The 24210-nt window shown below is 54.9% G+C and carries 19 protein-coding genes; 14 read left to right on the top strand and 5 right to left on the bottom strand.

Annotated features, from left to right (window positions below; all coding sequences use genetic code 11):
* Positions 1-25: 25 nt before the first annotated feature.
* From AC58P5_RS12240 to AC58P5_RS12210, 7 genes are all read left to right on the top strand, one after another.
* A complete protein-coding gene (locus tag AC58P5_RS12240) occupies positions 26-619 on the top strand; it encodes a DUF1802 family protein (RefSeq protein ID WP_497386773.1) in 594 nt (197 codons plus the stop codon).
* A 340-nt stretch (positions 620-959) separates the two neighbouring features.
* The gene (sufC, locus tag AC58P5_RS12235; RefSeq protein ID WP_497386771.1) at positions 960-1796 is read left to right on the top strand and encodes a Fe-S cluster assembly ATPase SufC; all 837 of its coding nucleotides are present in this window, start codon (positions 960-962) and stop codon (positions 1794-1796) included.
* Positions 1797-1828: 32 nt separating this feature from the next.
* On the top strand, positions 1829-3124 hold the full coding sequence (gene sufD / locus AC58P5_RS12230; RefSeq protein WP_497386769.1) for a Fe-S cluster assembly protein SufD: 1296 nt from the start codon (positions 1829-1831) through the stop codon (positions 3122-3124).
* Positions 3121-4347, top strand: coding sequence for a cysteine desulfurase (locus AC58P5_RS12225; protein ID WP_497386767.1), 1227 nt, complete (start codon positions 3121-3123; stop codon positions 4345-4347). Before sufD ends, AC58P5_RS12225 begins: the two co-directional genes overlap by 4 nt.
* On the top strand, positions 4334-4762 hold the full coding sequence (gene sufU, locus AC58P5_RS12220; RefSeq protein WP_497386765.1) for a Fe-S cluster assembly sulfur transfer protein SufU: 429 nt from the start codon (positions 4334-4336) through the stop codon (positions 4760-4762). The genes AC58P5_RS12225 and sufU overlap by 14 nt, the downstream gene beginning before the upstream one ends.
* Before the next feature lie 27 nt (positions 4763-4789).
* Complete coding sequence (gene sufB / locus AC58P5_RS12215) at positions 4790-6187, top strand: Fe-S cluster assembly protein SufB (RefSeq protein ID WP_497386763.1); 1398 nt, start codon at positions 4790-4792, stop codon at positions 6185-6187.
* A gap of 186 nt (positions 6188-6373) precedes the next feature.
* Positions 6374-6709: a DUF2512 family protein gene (locus AC58P5_RS12210; protein WP_497386761.1), complete on the top strand. Its 336-nt coding sequence runs from the start codon at positions 6374-6376 to the stop codon at positions 6707-6709.
* Positions 6710-6882: 173 nt separating this feature from the next.
* Here the strand turns inward: AC58P5_RS12210 and AC58P5_RS12205 are convergent, their stop codons facing one another.
* The 4 genes from AC58P5_RS12205 to AC58P5_RS12190 form a co-directional block, all read right to left on the bottom strand.
* On the bottom strand, positions 6883-7305 hold the full coding sequence (locus tag AC58P5_RS12205; RefSeq protein ID WP_497386759.1) for a DUF308 domain-containing protein: 423 nt from the start codon (positions 7303-7305) through the stop codon (positions 6883-6885).
* 184 nt (positions 7306-7489) lie between these two features.
* Positions 7490-8548, bottom strand: coding sequence for an HD-GYP domain-containing protein (locus AC58P5_RS12200; RefSeq protein ID WP_497386757.1), 1059 nt, complete (start codon positions 8546-8548; stop codon positions 7490-7492).
* A gap of 354 nt (positions 8549-8902) precedes the next feature.
* On the bottom strand, positions 8903-9931 hold the full coding sequence (locus AC58P5_RS12195; RefSeq protein WP_497387568.1) for a ThiF family adenylyltransferase: 1029 nt from the start codon (positions 9929-9931) through the stop codon (positions 8903-8905).
* Positions 9932-10259: 328 nt separating this feature from the next.
* Positions 10260-11027 carry a molybdenum cofactor biosynthesis protein MoaE gene (locus AC58P5_RS12190; RefSeq protein WP_497386755.1) on the bottom strand — a complete coding sequence of 256 codons (768 nt, stop codon included), beginning with the start codon at positions 11025-11027 and terminating at the stop codon, positions 10260-10262.
* 155 nt (positions 11028-11182) lie between these two features.
* Between AC58P5_RS12190 and AC58P5_RS12185 the strand changes: the two genes are divergently transcribed.
* The 7 genes from AC58P5_RS12185 (at position 11183) to ytvI (ending at position 21014) form a co-directional block, all read left to right on the top strand.
* Positions 11183-12634: a bifunctional metallophosphatase/5'-nucleotidase gene (locus AC58P5_RS12185; RefSeq protein ID WP_497386753.1), complete on the top strand. Its 1452-nt coding sequence runs from the start codon at positions 11183-11185 to the stop codon at positions 12632-12634.
* 114 nt (positions 12635-12748) lie between these two features.
* Positions 12749-13579, top strand: coding sequence for an undecaprenyl-diphosphate phosphatase (locus AC58P5_RS12180; RefSeq protein WP_497386751.1), 831 nt, complete (start codon positions 12749-12751; stop codon positions 13577-13579).
* A 181-nt stretch (positions 13580-13760) separates the two neighbouring features.
* Positions 13761-14849 (top strand): HD-GYP domain-containing protein, encoded by a 1089-nt coding sequence (locus AC58P5_RS12175; protein WP_497386749.1) that lies wholly within the window; start codon positions 13761-13763, stop codon positions 14847-14849.
* A 222-nt stretch (positions 14850-15071) separates the two neighbouring features.
* The gene (locus tag AC58P5_RS12170; RefSeq protein WP_497386747.1) at positions 15072-17318 is read left to right on the top strand and encodes an MMPL family transporter; all 2247 of its coding nucleotides are present in this window, start codon (positions 15072-15074) and stop codon (positions 17316-17318) included.
* 123 nt (positions 17319-17441) lie between these two features.
* Complete coding sequence (gene yfkAB / locus AC58P5_RS12165) at positions 17442-18572, top strand: radical SAM/CxCxxxxC motif protein YfkAB (protein ID WP_497386745.1); 1131 nt, start codon at positions 17442-17444, stop codon at positions 18570-18572.
* Between the two features lie 63 nt (positions 18573-18635).
* On the top strand, positions 18636-19949 hold the full coding sequence (locus AC58P5_RS12160) for a hemolysin family protein (RefSeq protein WP_497387567.1): 1314 nt from the start codon (positions 18636-18638) through the stop codon (positions 19947-19949).
* A gap of 18 nt (positions 19950-19967) precedes the next feature.
* Entirely contained in the window at positions 19968-21014 is a 1047-nt protein-coding gene (gene ytvI / locus AC58P5_RS12155) for a sporulation integral membrane protein YtvI (RefSeq protein ID WP_497386743.1), read from the top strand.
* 431 nt (positions 21015-21445) lie between these two features.
* Here the strand turns inward: ytvI and AC58P5_RS12150 are convergent, their stop codons facing one another.
* Positions 21446-24031 (bottom strand): glycoside hydrolase family 84 protein, encoded by a 2586-nt coding sequence (locus AC58P5_RS12150; protein ID WP_497386741.1) that lies wholly within the window; start codon positions 24029-24031, stop codon positions 21446-21448.
* Positions 24032-24210 lie beyond the last annotated feature (179 nt).

The following is a 24210-nucleotide window of genomic DNA, read 5'->3' as shown; positions in this document are numbered from 1 at the left end:
ATAACGGGCAAGAGAGGTGTAAACGGTGATACATTCCCAAATGGCATTGAAAGAATGGGCTTCGGCGGTACAGGCTTTGGAGCAGGGCGAGCAGATTCTCATCATGCGCAAAGGCGGCATTCGTGAAGAAACGCGGGATTTCCGCGTCGTTTCCGATGCCTTTTACCTGTATCCGACCTACGAGCATCAGAAGCCGCATCTCATAAAGGATTCAGCTCAGCCGGGGCTCCGGCAGACGCTGGACGGCTGGAATCCGGACGACAGGCAGGTGACGATTTCTTCCTGGGCCGAACTGGTCCGCGACATTGAAGTCAGCGACGGGGAGACGCTGGAGAAGCTGCAGCCTTTTCATATCTGGACCGAGACCTTCGCGGAGGAAAGACTGAAGTGGAAGCGCAAGCAGCCCCTTCATGTTATGCTGCTCCGTGTGTATAAGCTGGACAAGCCGGTTACCCTGGACGTCGACCCTTCCTACGAAGGCTGCAAGTCCTGGATCGAACTCCAGGGAGAGCTGGAGTCCGCGGGCAGAACACCGGTGCTTAGCGACGAATCGTTCCGGGCGGCAGTGGACAGGATCGAGAAAGCACTGACGGACGGAGCGCCGGTCACAGGGGCCTAATTTCGCGGGACTCGTTATTATACGTCCGGCCAACCGATGCAGCTTGAATAGGCTGCCGGGGGCAGGACGAAGAATGTCAAACCCAGGATTGAACAGGAGTTGTTCGAGCTGGATTCTTTTTGCGGCAAGCCGGGTATTCTGGAAAGAATTACATAGTTTTATTCGCCGCACAATGAAAAAGCTCATATGACGGCGTTTAAAGACGATAGACAGGGGAAAATGCCCTTTCTTGATTTAAGCAGGCGGCATAGACTATGATGAAGCTATTGAGAATCATTGAGAATCATATTAGAATGATTATAAAGTGAAATTCATTGAAAAGTTGGAGGGTTAATTCACTATGGCAAACGCACCCGTATTCACAATAGAGGGTCTTAAGGCACAAATCGAAGGCAAAGAGATCCTGAAAGGCTTAAGCCTTGAAGTTAAAGGCGGAGAAATCCACGCCGTCATGGGACCTAACGGTACCGGTAAAAGTACGCTGGCTTCCACGATTATGGGCCACCCCAAATATGAAGTGACCGAAGGCTCCATCAGCCTGGACGGCGAAGACGTACTGGAAATGGCCGTCGACGAAAGAGCGCGCGCAGGCCTGTTCCTGGCTATGCAGTATCCGAGCGAAATCGCCGGCGTAACGAATGCCGACTTCCTCCGCAGCGCGATCAACGCGCGCCGTGAAGAAGGCAGCGAAATTTCCCTGATCAAATTTATCCGCCAGATGGAAAGCAAAATGAAAGAACTCGAAATGAATCCGGAATTCATGCACCGTTACCTGAACGAAGGTTTCTCCGGCGGCGAGAAGAAGCGGAATGAAATTCTGCAAATGCTGATGCTCGATCCGCGCATCGCTATTCTTGATGAGATCGACTCCGGTCTCGATATCGACGCCCTTCGCATCGTCGCTGCAGGCGTTAACGCTATGCGCAGCGAAGACCGCGGCTTCCTGATCATTACCCACTACCAGCGCCTGCTGGATTACGTAACGCCTGACTTCGTACACGTGATGATGCAGGGCAGAATCGTCAAATCCGGCGGTCCCGAGCTGGCACAGCGTCTGGAGAAAGACGGCTATGACTGGATTAAAGAAGAGCTGGGCATCGTCGACGAAACAGTCGGTAATGACGACGAGCAAGAATTCCAAGTTCCTATGAACACAACTGCACCGAAATATAACTAATGGCCTGGGCTATATATTAGGAGGAAATAGATATGACGACACAAACCATTCTTCCCGTTGATTCCCAAGCCGTCGCCCAAGCGTCGAAAGCCAGACAGGAGCCGGAGTGGTTGACCGATCTGCGCGTGCAGGCGGCAAATCTGGCGGGATCTTTGGAACTGCCTAAATTGGAAAAAACGAGATTGGACCGGTGGGACCTGAGCTCTTTCGGTACGTACCGCGAGCCTCAAGCCCTTGCTTCCGTCAGCGAGCTGCCGGAGCAGGTTAAAACACTCGTCGGAGATACGAACATTATCGTACAACGGAACTCCGGGGCCGTTTACCGGGCTCTGTCCGAAGAACTTGCCGGCCGCGGCGTTATCTTTACGGATCTTGAAACCGCGGTACGCGAACACGGCGATCTGGTCCGGCCGTACCTCGGCAAAGCGGTTGAAGCGGGCGAAAACCTGCTGACGGCCGTACATGCGGCAACGTGGAGCGGCGGCGTATTCCTTTACGTTCCGAAGAACGTAAACGTGGAAATCCCGCTGCAGGCCTTGTTCCTGTCCGATGATTCGGCAGCGAGCTTCTCGCCGCACATCCTGATCGTAGCGGATACGAACAGCTCCGTCACTTACGTGGAGAACTTTACTTCGATCGGTACCGGCGCCTCGCTAGTACAAAACGGGGTAACCGAAGTATTCGTGAAGCCGGGCGCGAACGTTCAATTCGCTTCGGTCCACAACCTGACGGAAGGCGTTACGGACCTGACTTACCGCCGCGCCGTTGTAGAGAACGACGGACGCGTGAACTGGGTCGTCGGCGAAATGAACCAGGGCAACTCCATGTCGGATACGACTTCGATTCTGAAGGGCAACGGCTCTTACTCGGATGCGAAAGTCATCTGCGTGGGAACGAACGATCAGAAGCTGAACCTGACGACACGTGCGGTTCACTTCGGTCTGAACTCCAACAGCGACATGATTACGCGTGCCGTTATGAGAGACCAGGCTACTGCCATCATCAATGGCATCACGAAGATCGAGAAAGGCGCAACGGGCGCCAACGGCCAGCAGACGGAGCGCGTGCTCATGCTCAGCCCGAAAGCCCGCGGTGACGCGAATCCGATTCTTTTGATCGACGAAGATGACGTAAAAGCCGGTCACGCGGCGAGCGTGGGTCAAGTAAACCAGGACCAGGTTTACTACATGATGTCTCGCGGGATTTCCCGTGAGGAAGCCACTCGTCTCCTGATTTACGGCTTCCTGGCTCCGGTCGTATCGGAGATTCCGATCGCCAAGCTGGAAGAGCAGCTGCAAACTATGGTAGAGAGGAAGCTGGGGCAATGAAACCTTCGGAGATACGCGAACTGTTCCCCATTTTGAATCAGGAAGTGAACGGGCATCCGCTCGTTTATCTGGATAGCTCCGCGACTTCCCAGAAGCCGGTCCAAGTCATCGAGGCCCTGAAAAAGTATTACGAATGGGACAATTCGAACGTACACCGAGGCGTCCACACCCTGGGGTCCCGTGCCACAGACGCTTACGAAGGAGCGCGTGCGAAGGTTGTCCGTTTCATTAACGCCCGCTCCGAGCAGGAAATTATTTTCACCCGCGGCACGACGACAGCGATCAACCTGGTTGCCGGCTCGTATGCCCGCTCCATCTGCGGGGAAGGCGACGAAATCGTCATCACCCCGATGGAACATCACAGCAATCTTATTCCATGGCAGCAGGTCGCGAAGGCGACCGGCGCCACGCTCAAATATATCCCGCTTCAACCGGACGGTTCCATCGCCCTTGAAGATGTGGAGACTACCATTACGGACCGCACGAAATTCGTATCGGTCGTTCATCTTTCCAACGTCCTGGGTGTCCTTAACCCGGTGAAAGCCATCGCCGAAATCGCTCACCGTCATGGTGCCAAGATGATGGTCGACGGTGCGCAGAGCGCTCCTCACCTGAAGGTGGATGTGCAGGATTTGGATTGCGACTTCTTCGCTTTCTCGGGCCACAAGATGTGTGGACCGACCGGAATCGGGGTATTGTATGGGAAGAAGGAGCTGCTTGAAGCGATGGAGCCGATCGAATTCGGCGGTGAAATGATCGACCATGTGGATCTTTACGATTCCACGTGGAAGGAACTCCCTTGGAAATTCGAAGGGGGAACGCCGATCATCGCCGGTGCCGTCGGTCTTGGAGCGGCTATCGACTTCCTGGAGGAGATCGGTCTCGACGCGATCGCCGACCACGATGCCAGCTTGACTGCCTATGCGCTGGAGCGTATGCTTGAAGTTGAAGGTCTGAATGTTTACGGTCCGAGAAATAACCGCGTCGGGCTTGTCACCTTTAATCTCGGTGACGTTCATCCACACGACGTGGCCACGGTGCTGGACGCCGAAGGAATCGCCGTTCGTGCCGGTCACCACTGCTGCCAGCCGCTGATGCGCTGGCTGGAACAATCGGCTACGGCACGCGCCAGCTTTTATTTATACAATACTGAAGATGACATCGACCGACTCGTCCAGGGCTTACTAAAAACAAAGGAGTATTTCGGTCATGCAATTGGATGATTTATACCGCAGAGTCATCATGGATCATTATAAAACGCCGAGAAACCGCGGGTCGTTCGACGATAATGAATCGGTTTCGATCAACTTGAACAACCCTACGTGCGGGGACCGGATCACTTTGCAGATGCAGGTAGAAGACGGAAAAGTCAAAGCCGCCAAGTATGTGGGAGAGGGATGCTCGATTTCGATGTCCTCGGCTTCGATGATGACGGATGCCGTCAAAGGCAAAACGCTCGAAGAAGCGCTCGAAATGGCAGAGAATTTCTCCAAGCTGATGAAGGGCGAAGACGTTGAATTTGAATACGAAGATATAGAGGCTTTGTCCGGCGTGAACAAGTTTCCGGCCCGTATTAAATGCGCCACACTCGCGTGGAACGCGCTCCGCAAGGGAATCGAACAGACGAAGCAGCCATAATTCACTGAATTAAAGGAGGTTGGTACGATGGCTAAGCAAATGCCAGAAATGGAAGAGTACAAATATGGCTTTCGGGACGAGCACAAGTCTATTTTCCAATCGGGAAAAGGACTGAACGCCGAGATCGTGACCGAAATTTCCAGAATGAAAGGCGAGCCCGAGTGGATGCTCGAGTTCCGCCTGAAATCGCTGGAACAGTTCTTCAGCATGCCGATGCCGCGCTGGGGCGGTGACCTGGATGACCTCGATTTCAACGAGATCCAGTACTATGTCAAGCCGTCCGAGAAGCAGGGCAAGACGTGGGAAGAGGTTCCGACCGAAATTAAGGAAACGTTCGACAAGCTCGGTATTCCGGAGGCTGAACAGAAGTTCCTTGCCGGCGTATCCGCTCAGTACGAGTCCGAAGTCGTTTACCACAGCATGCAGAAGGAACTTGAAGATCAAGGTGTGATCTTCATGGACACGGACAGCGCGCTGCGTGAATACCCGGAATTGTTCCGTGAATATTTCGGAACCGTCATTCCTCCGACCGACAACAAGTTCGCCGCGCTGAACAGCGCTGTATGGTCCGGCGGAAGCTTCATTTACGTACCGAAAGGCGTAAAATGCGAAGTTCCGCTTCAAGCGTATTTCCGTATCAACTCGGAAAATATGGGACAGTTCGAGCGTACCCTGATCATCACGGACGAAGACAGCTTCGTTCACTATGTAGAAGGCTGTACCGCTCCGGTATACAGCACGAACTCGCTTCACAGCGCGGTCGTTGAAATCGTATGCCGCAAAAACTCCCGTGCCCGCTACACCACCATCCAGAACTGGGCGCCGAACATCTACAACCTCGTTACCAAGCGTGCCGTCGCTGAAGAAGGCGCGAACATGGAATGGGTAGATGGCAACATCGGCTCCAAGCTGACGATGAAATACCCGGCTGTCGTGCTTAAAGGCCGCGGCGCCAAAGGCTCCGTTCTGTCCATTGCCGTTGCAGGCAAAGGCCAGCATCAGGATGCCGGTGCGAAAATGATCCACCTTGCTCCGGATACCACTTCGACGATCATTTCGAAGTCGATCTCCAAGCACGGCGGTAAAGTAACGTACCGCGGACTCGCTTCCTTCGGCCGCAACTCCTCAGGCGCGAAATCCAACATCAAGTGCGACACGCTGATTATGGATAAACAATCCACGTCCGACACGATTCCGTACAACGAAATCATGAACGACAACATCACGCTGGAGCACGAAGCGACCGTTTCGAAAGTATCCGAAGATCAGCTCTTCTATCTGATGAGCCGCGGTCTGTCGGAAGGCGAAGCGACGCAAATGATCGTAATGGGCTTTATCGAGCCGTTCACGAAAGAACTTCCGATGGAGTATGCGGTCGAAATGAACCGTCTCATCAAGTTCGAGATGGAAGGTTCCATCGGTTAATCCTTGTCCCTAATCAAACAGACGTGTCCGAATTTATTCGGGCACGTTTTTTTGTATAAAAAAACAAACGCGGTTAAAACCTAATGCTGCTTCCCAGTGATTATTCCAAACGTCAGGGGAAAGAAAAAATGTAGGGGCGGGCTGTCGCAATACTAAAATAACCAAGAACCTCAAGGAGGAAACAAAGTGGCAAGCAAATTGATTATTAAACTGATTCTGAACGGGGTTATTGTGGTACCTTTGCTGTTGACTTTTACGGAAGCGAGTATTGCGTCGGCGCTCTTAACGGCGGTTTTGTTATCGCTCGTGGCTTTTGTAATCGGAGACCAACTGATTCTGAGGGTTTCCAATAACATGATTGCGACGATTTGTGACGCCACCCTGGCTTTTGTGTTTTTACGGCTGGCGGCTTATGCTGCGGACTGGTCGCTTTCCACGGGCGAGCTGCTGACCATTGTCCTTGTGCTTGGCGTGATCGAGGCTATGTATCATCGGATGCTCCGGGAACTGCCGGCTAGATAGGAAGAGGTGCATCCCTTCGGAGTAGGATGACGATGCAATCTTAAACCCTCCAGGGCAGGTTTCCGACTTCAGAGGCTCATCCGTCTAATTTAATTCCTGCGGGCGAAGCCTGCATTTAGATCGGAGTTTCCTTTCTCAATAAAAAGAGTCAAGCCAAAAAGCCCGGACCGCTGTTAAGGCAGCCGCAGGCCGACTCTTATCGTGGGATCGACCGCAAGCGGAACCAAGGCGCTGGCAAGCCAAACCCCCGCGATCAGAAACGAGAAAAGGGAGAGGATAAGCCCTGCGGACCGCCCGTGAGAGCGCCTGGCGACAAGGCCCGAGCCGAAGGCGGTGAGTCCGAGGATAATGCCCAGGGGAAGCGTAACGACCAGCAGGTTAAAAAGGATGGCCAAAATGCCGCAAAGCTCCGCCAAGACAGCTGAAGTTTTTCTCCGCTTTACGGGAGGCGGGGTGTAATCGGAAGAAAAAGAGGGAAGCTCGGGGTCTCGCAAGGGTTCGCTCTCTTCATTGTTTACGGTCGTACCTTCCCATTGTGGATCAGGCTGGCGATTTATCGTTACAAACGGCTGTTCTTTGTCTTTGTCGTAGGTCAAGCTGTATTCGCCTCCTTGAGGAAGGATTGGGTTGTCGTATTCACTACAGCCAGATTTGGCATAACCGGTTATGGGTGGATAGACGGATCGTGTGCCGATACGGTCATTGTAGCACAAAACAGCCGCGCAATCCCAAAGGGAGAGGCGGCTGTTGTATTTTGCAGGATTAGAAATGAAGCGCTTACTAGATCGTGATGGATTGAATCTCCAGATCGGACCGCTGTGTAAGGTCGACGAACGTATCTCCGGCATCATCAATCTGAATTAGGGGGCGGAAATAATCGTTCGGAAAGGTCATGACGATTGTGCCGGACTGGCCGTTGGATAAGGTGGCTTTCTTGCCGATAAAGTTTGGGACCATGTTGGCGATAAAAACATGAACCGCTTGAGGATCAAGCTCACCGAAGCTCATTTTGTGAAGCTCCTTCAGGACGTAAAGCAGATCCCGCTTGGCCTGGTAAGACCGGTTATTGATCATGGCGCTGTATACGTCGGCTACGGCAACGATTTTTGCGGCGGGATGAATCGCTTCGGAAGTTTTACCCAGCGGATATCCGGAGCCGTTGAGCCGTTCGTGATGCTGCAGGGCGACAAGCGCCGCCAGGTCGTCATGAATCGAATTGCGAATAATTTCATATCCGTAAACGGTATGCTTTCTCATCTCGGCATACTCTTCTTCCGTAAGCTTGCCCGGTTTCTGCAGCACGTCAAAACTGATGCGGCATTTTCCGATATCGTGAAGATAGCCGGCTTTGCCGATTTCCTTGGCTTCCTCTTCGGGTTTGCCCAGCCAGATCGCAATAAAATAAGAAATAAGGCCGACCTGTACGCTGTGCTGGTATGTATAATCGTCGCGGCTGTCCAGGCAGAGCAGCAGGTTCACGACATCTTTTTCTTCCCGCACACTGGAGATGAGGGGACTGTAGTACTGCTCGACGGTCGAGTCGGAAAGCTTGCCGGTCCGGACCGCGCTTTCGAATAAGTCCTTGATGCCGCCGATAGCGGAGTGGAACGATTCCTCCTGACGCAAAAGCTCCGAGGATGCAGCGGTTTGCAAATGAGCTTCGCTGCCGGGCTGAGGACGGTCTTCGATGTCCACATATTCGATCTGATGCTTGTTCAGTTTCAAAATATCAAACTCGTCCACTTTCGTATCGGCCGATAAAATGTTCAATCCGATTGAATTGAACGTATCGCGGGTTAGACGGTCACCCACCTGCAGATCTGTTATATGAATTCTCATTGAATTCATTCACCTTTTCCCATACCCAATTTTTCTCATTCACCTTCATATTAGCAGGAGGGTAAACAGGCTTGCAATGAAACATTTTCCATTTATCGGAATAAGGCTGTCAGATTTGATCAATTCTTTATAAAGAAAATTAAAACTTGATCAAGCCGCTAGAAGACGGGCAAAATAAGCGGAAAAAGGGGAGGAATTGTGCCGTAAACGGGAAGGAGGGTGCACGTTTTATTATGGATAGCGTGCGAGTGCGGGTACCCGGATATTCCTTTCTCATAAAGCTATACCGACATGTGTCTGATCTAAAAAAAACGGACCTTATCCTTCGATAAGGTCCGCAGCATCGCGTGCAGATTACATGCCGATGTACCGGCTGTATAAAGTTTTGGCGGCGGCGGGATCGGTGACGCCCTGTACAAGCACGCGTCCGTCGGGAAACAGGACAAGTGTAATTTCATCCGAAGGACGGAAGCGGAGCAAAAATTTGTTGCGGCTTACGTAACCGAGGGGAGCAAGACGCCGTTCCCAGTGCTCCAGAGAAAATTCCGCGGACTGGACGGGATGAATTTGGACGGAATCTCTTCCGCACAACGTCTGGATCGTTTCCCCTTCGATATCCGCGTCGAGATACTCGAACGTATGACGGGCGCAGGCGGGACAGTCCGCTTTGCGGGCTCCCGCAACATCCACGGACGTATAGTGGTTGTACCACAAATCCCACTGCTGCATGCGGCGGTTGAGATGCTCCGTATCCCCGATCAGGATTTTCATCGCCTCGGTTGCCTGGTAGGAGGCGACCATATGAATGATCGGGCCGATGACGCCGGCGGTGTCGCATGTATCGGCGGTGCCGTGCGCCGGCGCGGAGCCGAACAGGCAGCGCAGACAAGGCGTCTCGCCGGGCAGAATGGCGAGCGAGACGCCGCGCGAAGCGACGGCGCCGCCGTACAGCCACGGAATGCCGTGCTTGACGCTGACATCGTTGATCAGAAACCGGACGGAAAAGTTATCCGTCCCGTCCAGAATCAGATCAACGGCGGTCAGCAGCTCTTCGGCATTCAAGGGATTCAAGTCGGCGACATGGGCTTCGATGCCGACGAGTGAGTTCACCAGCCGCAGCTTCGCGGCAGCGGCTGAAGCTTTGGGCTGCGCCTGGCGGGCGTCTTCTTCGTCATAGAGCATCTGCCTCTGCAGATTGCTCTCTTCGACGAAGTCGCGGTCGATCAGGCGCACGAAGCCGACACCGGCGCGAACCATGTGGTTCGCGAGGACGGTGCCGAGCGCGCCGAGGCCGACGATGGCGACCCGCGCGCGGCCGAGCGCCCGCTGGCCGTTCTCGCCGACGGGCTTGAAGAGCACGTGCCGGGAATAGCGGGCCGGCACTTCGGCTTCGCCGGCGGCTGTGCTTGTCTGCGCCGCCTGCACGGCTGCGGGATGCTGCGCGGCTGGTTCGTCGGTGGCCTGCACGGCCGCTTCGCCGGAGGACGGCACGGCTCCGGCTTGTGATGCGCCGGTCTGCCTCGCCGTGCCGGGCATCGCCGACGGTTCGGCAGCCTGGTCGGCTCCTCCTCCCGATGAAGGGGAGGAAGCCGCGGACGGCAACTCGTCCGCTGGCGGATAGGGGTGGAGGCTGCTCATAGGTTTGCTCCTTCCGGGCTTGTTTTTGTAAGTAATTTGCCGGGCATTATGGTGATTCGCCGCAGTCTTACGGTTACCGCTCCCCGCCTTCCGGGAGGTCGAGCGGATTCCACTCGCGCCCGCCGGAAGGCGAAACGTAGCCTTTCCAATCGGAGCCGTCTTCGCCGACTTCTTTTTTCCAGACGGGCAGGATCTGCTTCACCCGTTCAATGGCATAGCGGCTTGCCTCGTAGCAGTCCGCACGGTGCGGTGTGGAAACGGCGATGACCAGACTGCTTTCGCCGATTCCGACGGGACCCAGCCGGTGCGTCATTGCGCAGCGGCAACCGGGCCAGCGGGCTGCCATCTCGGCGCCGATAGTTTCCATGACGGAGACGGCCATCGGTTCGTAGGCTTCGTACTCGAGCAGGACGGTGCGGACTCCGTGCGTATGCTCGCGGGTAGTGCCGATAAACGCGAGTGTCGCTCCGCAGTCGGGATGGGTAACCTTATGTAGAACCTCGCCAGGCTCGATGGGATCTCGCGTGAGTACGTAGCGGGCGTCTTCGGACGCTTCGTCTCCCGCTTCCGGCTCTTCGCCGCTTCCTCCCGAGACGGGAGGAATGAGAGCGAGTTCGTCGGTCTCGGCTACAAGCTCATCCGGAGCGGCATAAGCATGATTTTTAGCCAGAAAGCAGTGGGTGAGAAGAGAACGGGCACCGGGAAATTGCCCGCCTATTTCGTCCAAAAGATCCTGAACGGTTACGGATTTTTCACCGGAGTCCCGGGACAGCGTTATATCAATGGAAGGGCGGCCGAGCTCATCGGCCAAGCCCGCAAAAAGGCGGATATGAAACGTCATGAGGGCTTCTCTCCTGAAAGTTGCGTTTTCAACTAGCATATCATATCCTAAAACGAAAAGGATATATTGAGGCTGTCCGGCAACCGGGCTCCTTACATAATGAAGCAAAGTACGGCATACGTAATAGAGACAGGCTTTACAGCGGAGGTGAAATCATGCCCGAAAAGCAGCAGAAGCATCAGACGTTAGTAATTCTTCATACGAACGACCTGCACAGTCATTTTGAACAAATGCCCAAAATTGCGACCTGCTTCAAAGAGCTTAGACGCCGCCACGAAGGGGATGAGATCCTGACGCTGGATATTGGCGACCATCTGGACCGGATGCGGCTCGAGACCGAAGGGACGGGCGGTGCCGCCAATATCGAAATCATGAATGCAACGGGATACGAAGCGATGGTCCCGGGCAATAACGAAGGCTTGACCTACGCTCCGGATGCGCTTCGGAGCCTTTTTGAAACGAAAGCGGAATTTCCCGTTATCGGAAGCAACATTCTCGATGCGGACACGGGGAAGGTTCCGGCTTGGATGGTTCCGTATCATATCGTGCGCAAAGGAGACATCACCGTTGGTTTAATCGGCCTGACGGCGGCTTTTACGGACTATTACGAGCTGCTCGGCTGGGATGTCCGGGAGCCCGTCAAAGCTGCGGCCTACTGGGTGGAGAAGCTCCGGCCGCAGGTCGACATCGTGATCGTCATGTCCCACCTCGGCCTCCGTTACGATGAACGGATGGCCGCGGAAATCGAAGGCATCGACGTCATTCTCGGCGCCCACACCCACCATCTGCTGGAACAGCCGCTGCGCATCCGCGGCACGCTGGTCTGCGCCGCAGGCAAATACGGCCAGTATGCGGGAGAGGTGGAGATCGCCTACAACGTGCGGGAGCGGCGTATCGACCGGCTTGCGGGCCGTGTTCACGCCGTATCCGGCTGGGAGGACGACGCCGGGATCGCGGAAATTCTCGCCCGCAATGCGGAGCTGGGCCGGCGCGCTCTCGATATTCCGGTAACGGATCTGGCGGAGCCTCTGGAGCTTGACTGGTACGGCGAGTCACCGCTCGGAAACCTGCTCGCTTCCGGTTTGCGCCGGTGGATGAAGGCGGAGATCGGACTCGTCAACGCCGGCCAGCTGCTGCGCGGGCTTGCGAGAGGGCCCGTCACGCTGGGCCGCCTCTTGGCCGTCTGTCCCGGCCCGATCAATCCCTGCCGGGTCAAGCTGACAGGCGGCCGCCTGCTTCAGGCGCTGGAGGAATCCCTTCTGCCGGAATTCCAGAGCAAGCCGATCCGGGGCTTCGGCTTCCGTGGGGAAGTGCTCGGCATCCTGTGCCTGGACGGGTTGAGCGTCCGCTACGACCCGGAAGGGAAGCCGCTGCACAAAATCCGCGAGGTGCTCGTTAACGGAGCGGCACTGGAGAAAGACCGGACGTATACGGTCGGTATGATCGACATGTTTACGTTCGGAGTCGGCTACTTATCCCTGCGCGAAGGAACGGATGTGGAGTACCTGCTTCCCGAGCTGCTGAGGGATATTCTGGGCGAGGAGCTACAGCACCCCGAGCGTTTTCAAGAGGCTTTGAAGCCCCGCTGGCAGCCTGAAGGTATTTGAACGATGCCCGGGGGTTAACTTGTCTTGACCCTTTGATCCGGGTAAAATGTATAGTTGCGGGGATCTGTCCATGCCCGGCACAGGTCCCCAGCTGTCATTATTAGGAGAGAGACCATGTACAGTTTGTGGATTGCCGTGATTATCGGGATTGTCGAAGGATTGACCGAGTTTCTGCCGGTTTCCTCAACCGGACACATGATTCTGACGCAGTCTTTGCTGGGAATCAGCGACGAAGAACCGCTCATGAAGACGTTCACGATCGTGATCCAGCTCGGCGCCATTCTTGCCGTCGTGATCGTGTATTGGAAACGGATCCTGCGTATTCTCGGAATCAACCGGGAGCCGGTAGCGGTTAAAGCAGGAGCATCCCGCTTAAATGTCCTTCACATTCTGCTGGGGATCGTCCCGGCGATGGGAATCGCTTTTCTGTTCGACGATTTGATCGAAACGTATTTGTTTTCCCCGAAAACCGTTGTCGTGTCCCTGATCCTGGGCGGTATTCTGATGATCGTCGCCGAGAAGAAAATGGACCGGACCAGAGGACCGGTCGTTGAAGACATGGACGGTATTTCGTACCGTCAGGCTTTTGTCATCGGCCTTTACCAGTGTTTATCCGTTCTGATCCCGGGATTTTCGCGCTCCGGTGCGACGATGGCCGGCGGTATGCTTCACGGTGTGACTCGCAAAGCGGGTGCCGATTTTACGTTCATTATGGCGGTTCCGATTATGTTTGCCGCCAGCGGATATTCCCTGCTTAAGAGCTACAAGAACTTCACGTCGGACGACATCCTGTTTTTCGCAGTCGGCTTTATCGTTTCCTTTATTGTCGCGCTGCTTGCGATTGTGACGTTTATTCGTTTCGTACAGCGCATGAAACTGACTTATTTCTCTTATTACCGCTTTATACTGGCCGCCATTTTCATCGTTTATCTGTGGATCGTTTAAGTTTTTCCGAGTTTTCGCTTGTACGTTCTGAGAGATATTTTTTACAAAAATGGATGTAACATGAAAAAAAACCTCCGAGACCGCGTCGAAAAAACGCGGTTTTTGTATTGCTCTTTCCAAAAATATCTTATACAGTAAGGGTATAAAGAGAGGAATACACAGATCGCGGGGTTTGGAGAATATGCGTCTTTTACCCATCAGCCAATGTCAACCGGGCATGAGACTGGGCAGACATATTTACAACGAGCAGGGAGCGGTGCTGCTTGCGGAAAATGTCGAATTAACACAATCGCTGCTGGGGCGGTTGAAAACATATGGAATCGATTATTTATATATCCAGGATGAGCTGACGGACGATATCGTTCCGGACGATCTGATCTCGGAGGAGACCAAGCGCAGGCTGTTCACGGAAATCCGCACCACCTTCCGCAAGCTGATGAACGAACCGGGACGGAGAACACTGGCTAATTACCAGCATTTCGGCAAATCGTTCAGACAGCAGATGGACCACGTGATCGATGATTTATCCCGTCATAAAGACGCCATGATTATGCTGGGCGATATTCAGATTAAAGACCACTACTTATATCAGCATTCGCTTAACGTCTGTTTATACACCACCATGCTCGGCCTGAGCCATGGGTACGAAAGGGATGAATTGATGACGCTGGGCCTCGGGGCACTTCTTCACGATATCGGCAAAACGCAGATCGCCGAAGAAATCCTGTCGAAGCCTTCCAAGCTGTCCGAACCGGAATGGTCCGAGATGGAGAAACATACGGTATACGGCTATCAAATGCTCAAGGACGAAGCGAACATACCCCTGCTTTCCGCTCACTGCGCGTTTCAGCATCATGAACGGATCAACGGCAGCGGATACCCCAGAGGGATCAAAGACGAGGAAATTCACCCCTATGCGAAATGGATCGCGATGGTCGATTCCTACGACGCGATGACGACTCAGAGGGTTTACCGTAAGGCGATGCTTCCCCACGAAGCGCTGGAAGTCATTATGGGCGGCGCCGGTACCCTGTACGATACGGATATGCTGAACCTGTTCCGGGATAAAGTGGCCATATACCCGCTCGGCGTCACCGTTGCGCTCAATACCGGCGAAATCGCCGTCGTGGTCGACCTCAATGCTTCCGCACCCCAGCGGCCCGTTGTCCGTGTGATCAAGAACGAAGCGCGCGAAATGATCGCCTCCCCGTACGAGATCGATTTGTCCAAAAAATTGACGATCATGATTACGGAAGTCCATCCCCTGTAAGCCGTGGGGTTAAGTGAGCGCGGTATAGTGCCGTTCTGTTTTTAAAATAACGCGTTGTAAGCCGAAAGTCGACGGAGGGTTCCGTTCGGCTTTTTTTGCGTTTCTTCCCTAATGGCTGATATAAAACGGAAATCCCGGAACCATACTAAAAGAAGCGAATACGGAAATCCCGCTTATACGGCAGGCTTCCGGTAACGTGCAAGAGGTCCGGGAGGAATCGGAATGAACGGGATGAAGCCTGACGGGAAGTCGGAACTATTCATGAAGTGGGGATACGCCATGTACCGGTACCGCAAGCGGGTGCTGACGGTATGGATCGTTTTCTTTGCCGGGGCCGCAATTTTGGCGGGTCAAGTACCGGCGCTTTTGAAAGATGACGGGTTTACGCCAGAAGGCAGCGAATCCGATACGGGGTTTCACCTGCTGCAGGAGAAGCTGGGGGTTCCGCCTTCCTCGCTGCAGCTTGTGTATGACGGGGACGGCAAAGATCTGACGACGGAAAAAGCCAAAGCCTCCATTGCAAAATCGCTGGAGCCTTTGAAATCCCTGCCTTATGTAGATACATGGGCATTTGTCGAAAGCCCGAGAAAGGAATCGGCCAGGGCGGCCGAGATCCAAGCGGTGAACGTAGCGCTTACGCTTGAGATGGAGAAGGTGCTGGAGAAATACGGCGAGATCCAGGCTCGTCTGATTCCGCCTTCGGGAACGAAGGTGTATATGGGCGGAGCGCCAGCCCTGCTGGCCGATATGCAAAAAGCGAGCAAGAACGATATCGCCAAAGCGGAGATGATCGGCCTGCCGATTGCGCTGATCGTGCTCCTGATCATTTTCGGCACGCTGACCGCAGCTTTGCTGCCGCTGATCGTCGGAGTAGCCAGCCTGACCGCGACACTGGGGATCACGTACTTTATTGCCCAGCGCGTCGCGCTGTCCAATTTTCTGCCGAACATGGTAACGATGCTCGGACTCGCGGTCGGAATCGACTACGCCTTGTTCATGGTCAGCCGGTTCCGGGAAGAGCTGAGAGCAGGGAGGGAGATTCCGGATGCCGTTGCGGTGACCTGCAGGATGGCGGGGCGGAGCATCTTCTTCTCCGGAATCGCCGTATTGATCGGGCTTAGCGGCATGCTGTTCGTGGATCTTTCTTTCTTCCGCTCGCTCTGCCTAGGCGGAATTCTTGTGGTAACGATCTCGGTTCTGGCTGCCAACTCCCTTCTGCCGGCGCTGCTGGCTATGCTGGGCAGACACGTGAATTCCTTGCGGATCCTGCCGAAGGCGTGGTCGGAGAGAGGGACGACACGGCGCTTCTGGGAGCGGACCGCTTACTTCGTCATGCGCCATCCGGTCGTTCTGGCTCTCGTGCTGACGGCGGCGCTGGCGGCCATGATGCTGCCCATACGCGGCATGCAGCTGAGCACGCCGAGCGGAGACGTCCTGCCGCCGCAGTATGGCGCACGTCATGCCGATGACCTGGCCGGGCTCGCATTCGACGAGCGGGAGCTGAACCCGCTGCAGATCCTTGCGACGACCCCGGAGGGCATGTGGGATGCCGCAGCCGTCGGCCGTCTGAGGGCCTACATCGCCTCGGTGAAGGCAGCCGCGGGAGTCAGGGCCGTGCGCAGCGTGCTGGACGGTTTCCCTGGCCTCAGCGACGGGCAGGCGGCGTCGGTGCTGAGCGAGCCTTCCCTTTCTTCTCCGGGCTCGGGGAAGAAAGCGGCGATCCGCGACAGCACGCTGATCCACGTCGTCCCGGAAAGCGATCCCGACGACCGGGCGACCGATGCTCTGGTGCGGAGACTCCGCGGGCTCGACCGGCAGCAGCTGGACGTCCATATGACGGGCGGTCCCGCGTACCGGCTGGATATGCTGGATCGGATTCAAGACAAGCTGCCGGTGGTAATTATGTTTGTCTTGGGAGTGACGTTTATCGTCCTCCTGCTGGCGTTCCGCTCGCTCCTTCTCCCGCTTAAAGCGGTCCTGATGAACGTATTGAGCCTAGGGGCGAGTATCGGAGCCGTGGTGCTTGTTTTTCAGCACGGTTTCCTGGCCGATCTGATGAGGGTGACTTCGACCGGATATGTGAGCGCTACGGTACCCATCGTTATTTTCTGCGTCGTCTTCGGCATTTCGATGGACTATGAGGTGTTTCTCATTTCGCGGATAGCGGAAGAGTACGACCGGACCGGAGACAACGAACGCAGTACGGCCGAAGGGCTGATGAAAACCGGCTCGCTGATCACAAGCGCGGCTTTCATTCTTATCGTCGTGGTCGGCACGTTTATTTTTACGGATATCGAGATTATGAAAGCGCTCGGTCTTGGCCTTGCGCTTGCCGTCCTAATTGACGCGACTGTCGTCCGTGTCCTGCTTGTTCCGGCCTTGATGAAGCTGCTTGGCAGACTGAACTGGTGGGCGCCGGGCTGGCTGCGTCCCCACGGGCCGAGGGAGGAAGGCGATCCGTTACTGTAACGGAGATGATTTCATTTTTCACTGGCATCGGGTACAATAGAGGGCATACGTTTGCGCAAAGCGGCGTATATTCCAGGGGGATCGGGAAATCACCCCAATTTTGGTACCGGATGTGAAGAAGAAATGAATGAACGAACAGCAGTCCCGGCTTTAATGAAACTTTCGCCCTCCTACGACCCGTGGGATCCGATACGTTCGCTCCAGCAGTACGGTCGTCACACGTTAACCAGTGTGGAATTCACCCTTTCGAATTTGTGCAACATGCGCTGCGAACACTGTGCGGTGGGCGATACGCTTGTCATGAAAGAAGGGCCGAAGCTTGCCCTGGATCATGCGCTCCGCAGGCTGGAAGAAATCCGGCACCTGGAAACGATCAGCATTACGGGCGGAGAGCCCATGTTCTCCGAGAAAACCGTAAAGGAATATATTGTCCCTCTGCTGCGGTACGCACGCGAGAGAGGAGTTCGCTCGCAAATCAACTCCAATCTAACCATGGAGCTGGAAAGGTACGAGTGGATCGCCCCTTATCTGGATGTGATGCACATTTCATTTAATTACACGTGCGCGGAAGATTTTCACGAGGTAGGCTTTGTCCGTTCGGGAAGGCCTGTCGGAATGCAAGCCGCTTCTAAAATGTACGACCGCATGTTGGATAATTCCGTGGCACTCAGCAAAGGCGGGATGTTTATTTCGGCGGAGTCCATGCTGAACACCCGCACGAGCGAGAAGATGGTTCCTATACATAAAATCATTGAAGAGATCGGATGCCAGAGGCATGAGGTTCATCCCATGTATCCGAGTTCTTTTGCATCCAATCTGCCCATCCTCAACCTGGATCAGCTGAGGGATACGATTCACCGCCTGCTGGACGGGCGCAATCCGGAGATGTGGATGCTGCTCGGAACGCTTCCTTTCTACGCGTGCAACGGCGCGGAGGAAGACCGGAAGCTGCTGAGCAGGCTGCGCAGCGAACCGAACCTAACGGTCCGCAACGATCCGGACGGACGCAATCGTCTTAACGTCAATATGTTTACAGGTGACGTTTACGTGACCGACTTTGCCGATGTCCCGGCATTGGGCAACCTGCACGAGGATAAGCTGGAGACCGTTTTCGAGCGGTGGCTGAACCACCCGTTGAGCCGTACGGTCGACTGCCATTGTCCGGCCGTTTCCTGCTGCGGTCCCAACCTGCTGGTGGCGAATTCTTATTACTCCGGTGAGGATTTCACACGGCGTCAGGCCATTCTGACGTAATTTAGCAGCAAAGGAGACTGAGAACCATTGGGGAGTTTTGAATGGGATAAAATTTTTCTGAACATGGCACTGGTCTTATTACTGGTTCTGCTCAACGGGTTCTTCGTCGCCGCCGAGTTCGCGCTCGTGAAAGTGCGTCAATCGAAACTGCAGCAGCTCGTGAACGAAGGGAACAAGAAAGCGAAATTCGCTTTTACCGTCACCAAGAAACTGGACGCTTACCTATCCGCCACCCAGCTCGGGATTACGCTGGCGTCCCTCGGACTCGGCTGGGTAGGGGAAAGCGCGATTGCGAAACTCATTATCGAACCGCTTTTCCATGCGCTTAACTGGCATTCGACGTTCCTGTCCGGAACGATCTCGCTAATTTTGTCCTTCTCTATCGTGACGTTTCTTCACATCGTGCTGGGGGAACTTGCGCCCAAATCGCTGGCGATCCAGAAACCCGATGCGGTTTCTTTGTGGACTTCGGCCCCGCTGATGTATTTCTATAAAATTTTTCTTCCCGCTATCTGGGTTCTCAACGGAGCGGCACGGCTGCTTCTTAAAATGTTCGGCGTGCAGCCAGCCAATGAACACGATGCCGCGCATACGGAGGAAGAAATCCGCATATTGATGAATCAGAGCGCCAGAAGCGGACACATCGACCGCGACGAAATGCTTCTGTTCGATAATATTTTCGAATTCTCCGACCGAATTGCCCGCGAGGTGATGCTGCCCCGCACGGATATGGATTGTCTGTTCATCGACCAGCCATACGACGAAATTTTGCAGCATATCTACGAGACGAAGCATACGCGCTACCCTGTGGCCTTGGGGGACAAGGACCAGATTATCGGCTTTGTCCACATTACCGATCTGCTGACAGCGGATGCAACGGTTCAGGTGGAACTGCAGCAGTTCGTGCGGCCGATTCTCAGCGTGCCGGAATCCATGGAGATCAGCCAGGTGCTCAAGCTTATGCAAAAAAAGCATTCCCAGCTTGCCATCGTAGTGGACGAGTACGGCGGCACGGCGGGGATGCTGGCGCTCGAAGACATCATGGAGGAAATCGTCGGCGAGCTTCATGACGAATTCGATGAGGATGAGAGACCGAGCATCGAAGTCAAAGGCAACGTCACGTCCGTCGAAGGACGCACCCTGATCGAAGATTTGAACGTGCTTCTTCACCTCGAAATCGAGGACGAGGAAGTCGATACGATCGGCGGCTGGGTGTTCAAGACGCTTGAAGGCTCCCCGATCAAGGGAAGGAAAGTCGTCTTCGGCGGACACACGTTTGAAGTCGCCGAGGTGGATCGGCTTCGGATTACCCGCGTCAACATCACGAAGAACGAAAGCGAAACGCCCAAAGATCCTGCAGCCGGACTGGAGGAATAAAAGGGGGAATTCTTTCACGTGTCGTGGAAAACCCTGTTTATATTGGCTTTCGGGCTGCTGCTGCTGTACGGTCTCTTCACAGTGGGAATGCCGTTCCTGCTGGCGATCGTGACCGCGATGCTGCTGGAGCCCGTGGTGACAGTGGGAATGCGGCTGCTTAAACTGCGCAGGTTTGCAGCCGTTTCTCTTGTCAGCACGCTGTTTACGCTGCTTACCCTGGGCCTTTTTTCCATGATCGGCGTCAAAGTCGTAACGGAATTCATGAACTTCTGGGGCAAAATCCCCGATTATCTGGAGGAAACCGGCGTTTACGTGGAGGATGCGTCCGCAAGGGCAAGGTTGATGTACGAATCGCTTTTCCCGGGCGATAACTCCCAAATGCAAGTCTGGCTGCAAAACGGACTGGCTTCCGCAGCCCAGGCGTTAGAACGATTTATCCTGCTTTTGTCCGACTCGTTTCTGGGAGCGGCCGCGGCCATCCCGAATCTTCTTATTCTCTTCATCGTCTATCTATTCTCCCTCTATCTCTTCTCCTACTCGCTGCCCGTATTGAAGCAATCCTTCCTGAATATGTTCGATGACCGTTCCCGCGAAAAAGTCGAAAGATTGATCCTTTCCCTCCGTCAGGCTTTGTTCGGGTTTATGTATGCCCAAGTCATGATGTCCATGCTCACTTATGTGCTTACCTTGATCGGCCTCCTGTTTATCCGGACGGACTATCCGCTTGCGATTGCCCTGCTTGTCATGTTTATGGAATTCGTACCGGTGATCGGAACGGGACTCGTCTTTTTGCCGTGGGCGATTTACAGGATACTGCTGGGCGACCCGGGCATGGCTATGCAGATCATGCTGCTCTTTATCGTCATCACGCTGGCCCGCCGCGTTATCGAGCCCAAAATTTTAAGCAACTCGGTCGGAATCAGCGCGCTTGCGGCTATGGTTTCCTTATACATCGGTTTCGAGCTGATGGGCGTGGCCGGCATGTTTTTGGGACCGCTGCTTGTCATTCTCTTTCAAACGATGCGGCAGGTCGGACTGCTGCAATTCAAGATCAACCTGGATTAGAAGGTCTGTTTGGTGTAAAAAGAGCCTGTCATCCCGAGCTTGCGCTCCGGTTGACAGGCCTTTTTTAGATGTCGGCCGCTTGAAATCAAGCAGTTGACAGGTGAAACTCACCTAACGAACCGTCCGATGAGTCACTGGTAAAGGGTTAACGAAGTACGGATGAACGGGCGGATCAACTACAAGAAGAGCGCAAACAAATCATGAGTCAACTACGCTGGCCACCAAGCACGAATCGAATCAACAAATCACGCATGAATCGCGAATGAACGACTCATAAACCCATAAACAACAACCCATAAACCACTCGCAAACCAACCTGCAAGGCCACACATTAATCTTCCGTAATCACGCACGAGCCACTCACTAACCACCCACCATAAAACCGCTAAGTCCGCACCTTATTCAAGTTTCTGCCCCACTTTCGCCTTCGATCAGTTCGCCGCCTGATCGCGGTCCGCCGTGACCGTGAACTCACGGACTATGACCCACTCGGTCTGGGCCGCCATGCTTTTCAGCCGGACAAAGTGAGCGCGGAAGGGGACGGCGGGAGTGAAATCAATCTCCCGCTGCTCCGTGAACTCCGCCAGCTTCGTCCAGCTAAGGCCGTTCAGCGAAGCTTCCAGGGATGCGCTGCGGATGAGATCGCCTGCCTGCGGAGCCGCCGGATCGGGGTGGCCCAGGCTGATGCGGACTTGGCGTACCTTTGCGGGCTGCCCGAGGTTTACGCCCACGTAATCTCCGGATTGCGGAGCTCTGCCGCTCCAGAAATACGTATCCGCCCTGCCGTCGGTCATGTTTGCGAGCACGCTGCTCTCCCAGGCCGGAAGTGTGCTGATCGGGTCGGTGAACCCGCGGTTCTCACGCCACCGGACATACATTTCGTAGACCGACGAGACCCGCTGCAGAAACGGCTCCATAACTCCGTCGGCCGAAACTTTTTTGTTGGGGACCGGATAGATTCCCTTTGCGACTGAAATGGTCACGGTCCCGTCATGGATGTCCACTTTTGCGCCGACTATCGTCATGTTTTTCAGCCAGTCTCTGTCCTGCCCCGAATGAAGGCTGAGCACGTATCCGTCGGCGGGAATGACGGAATTGTTGCCGCCTTCCCGGACGATGAGTCCGTTCACGACCGTCACTTCGTAGCCCCAGTCGTTCGTTCCGGTTCTTGCCCCATACGCCGGCGTATACCGGATGAGCTCGGACTCCCCGCGCTCGCGGTTTTCGCCGTTGATGAGGCGCGAGCCTGTTCTCGGTTCCGCCACCTCGATGTCGACAGTATCCTGCGTGAGAACGGCGGCGTAGGAGGAGTAGCGGGCGTCGGCCTCTTCATCGCTGCCCAGCATCATCGCCAGAAGCAGGGAAACGGCGGATTCACCGGCTTTTCCGTAAAAGTCGATCTTTTTCAGCCAGTCGGCCGTTTCCCTTACGAAATCGGGATGGGGCATTTGGCTCAAACGCAAGGCTGCCCTGCGCATAGAGCCGAAGTAGGCGGTCAAACGGGCGGCGGTTTTCTCCGGTGTGCCCTTCTCGAAATCTTCCCAGAAAGCCGGAAGAAGAGCTGCGAGCTTCGGAGATTCACCGGCGTGGACGGCGGAGGATAAATGATTTTCCGCAAAAATCCGCAGTTCCTTATACAGCGGCCCTCCGAATTCCTTCAGGGATCTTTCCCAGGATTCCCAGAGTTCATATGCTTCGGGCTTCCAGGCATACTCGGCTGAGGTGAACAAAGCAAGCAAAGAGGCCTGCAAATGCTCCATCGGATTGGACAAATAACCGAATTGGCCGTGCTTGTGCAGCTCGGCATCGCGGCCCTCCAGAGGCCCGAGAAAAAGCTTCTCGCGGACATAATCCGTCACCGGGTAGTTATCCCACAAGAGCATATCGTGATTGAACACCTTGTGAATCCGCTCGGCTTCCCCCGAGGTGATAACCGCCGGAGCGATGCCGATCCCTGTCCAGCAGACGAGTATACCCGGATCTACCAATTCGGCAAAGCGCTTCCGGTAAGGGCTGGAGCCGTCCTGGTAATACTCCGTCGGCGCCGTAATGAGCCTGGAGGCTCCGGGATGCGCTTGCACGAACTCGCGGTTGAACCGGTTCAGCAGATAAGCCTGCGCAGCCGCAGCGGGGCTCTCGTCTCCGCCAAACTTCTGTACATCGTCCGCACAGTTGGGATTCTGGAAAATATCGTCCATAAGCAGAGAGAAATGGCGGACTCCAAGCGTCCACATCTGGCTGGCTTTGGCAGCCAGCTTCTGAAATTCCTCGTTCGACGAGAAACAAATATCAAGCCCGGGCGAGAGGGCGTAAACGAAACGGACACCGGCTTTTTCGGCCGCATCCACATATCTGCGGATATGGCGGAGTTCTTCCTCCGGGTAAGGTTCCCGCCAGCGCCCGCGCAGGTACGGATCATCTTTCGGAGCGTATAGGTACGTATTCATTTTATGATCGCCGAGGAAAGCGATCAGATTAACCCGGTCGTCCGGAGACCACGGCCCGCCGTAGAACCCTTCCACAACGCCCCGTACGGGGAAAGCGGGGAAGTCCCGGATCGCGATAGCCTGCACAGCGGCCATCATCGGGCCTTTGCGGATGAGCTGCCTAAGCGTACGGACGGCATAGAGAGTGCCGGTGTGATCCGCGCCCGCCAGCACGATTATGCTTCCGCCGCGTCTGCCGCGGCGTGCCGCAAGGGTATAGCCCTCTTCGGGAATTCCGAGGGGGTCGCCGCTGCGCCGGCTTCGGAATTCCCGCAGTACGGCGGGATCGGCGGGCAGCTTGCCGATATAAACGGCCAACGGCATTTTAGCGGCGGAATGCCAGTCCTTGCAGGGAACAATGCGCTTGACGCCCGATTGGATAAGCAGATTCCGCAGCTCCAACAGAGCTTCGGGGGACGTATCCGCGCCTGCCATTATCCCGGCGGTTGAATACAAAGGCACGGTATACCCGCTGTATTCCATCTGCTGCGGAGGCGGGGTCAGAAGGGGAGCTTTCAGATGATGTGTCATGCCATCTCACTCCTTTTTAAAGGGGAAAAAGCTTCCCCGGATCGTCTCTCTTTCAATCATAAGATATTCATAGAGCCGATAGAGATGACAACCTTGCGGATTATTCCGCTTTTATTTCATGAATCTGGGCGCCCGCCCATACCGCTCCTGGGCGAATGCCATATGGTATTGCAGAGCCG

The sequence above is a fragment of the Paenibacillus sp. JT31N7 genome (genome assembly GCF_059692095.1).
Note: the sequence above shows the minus strand (reverse complement) of the source record. Positions and strands in the feature narration are given on the sequence as shown.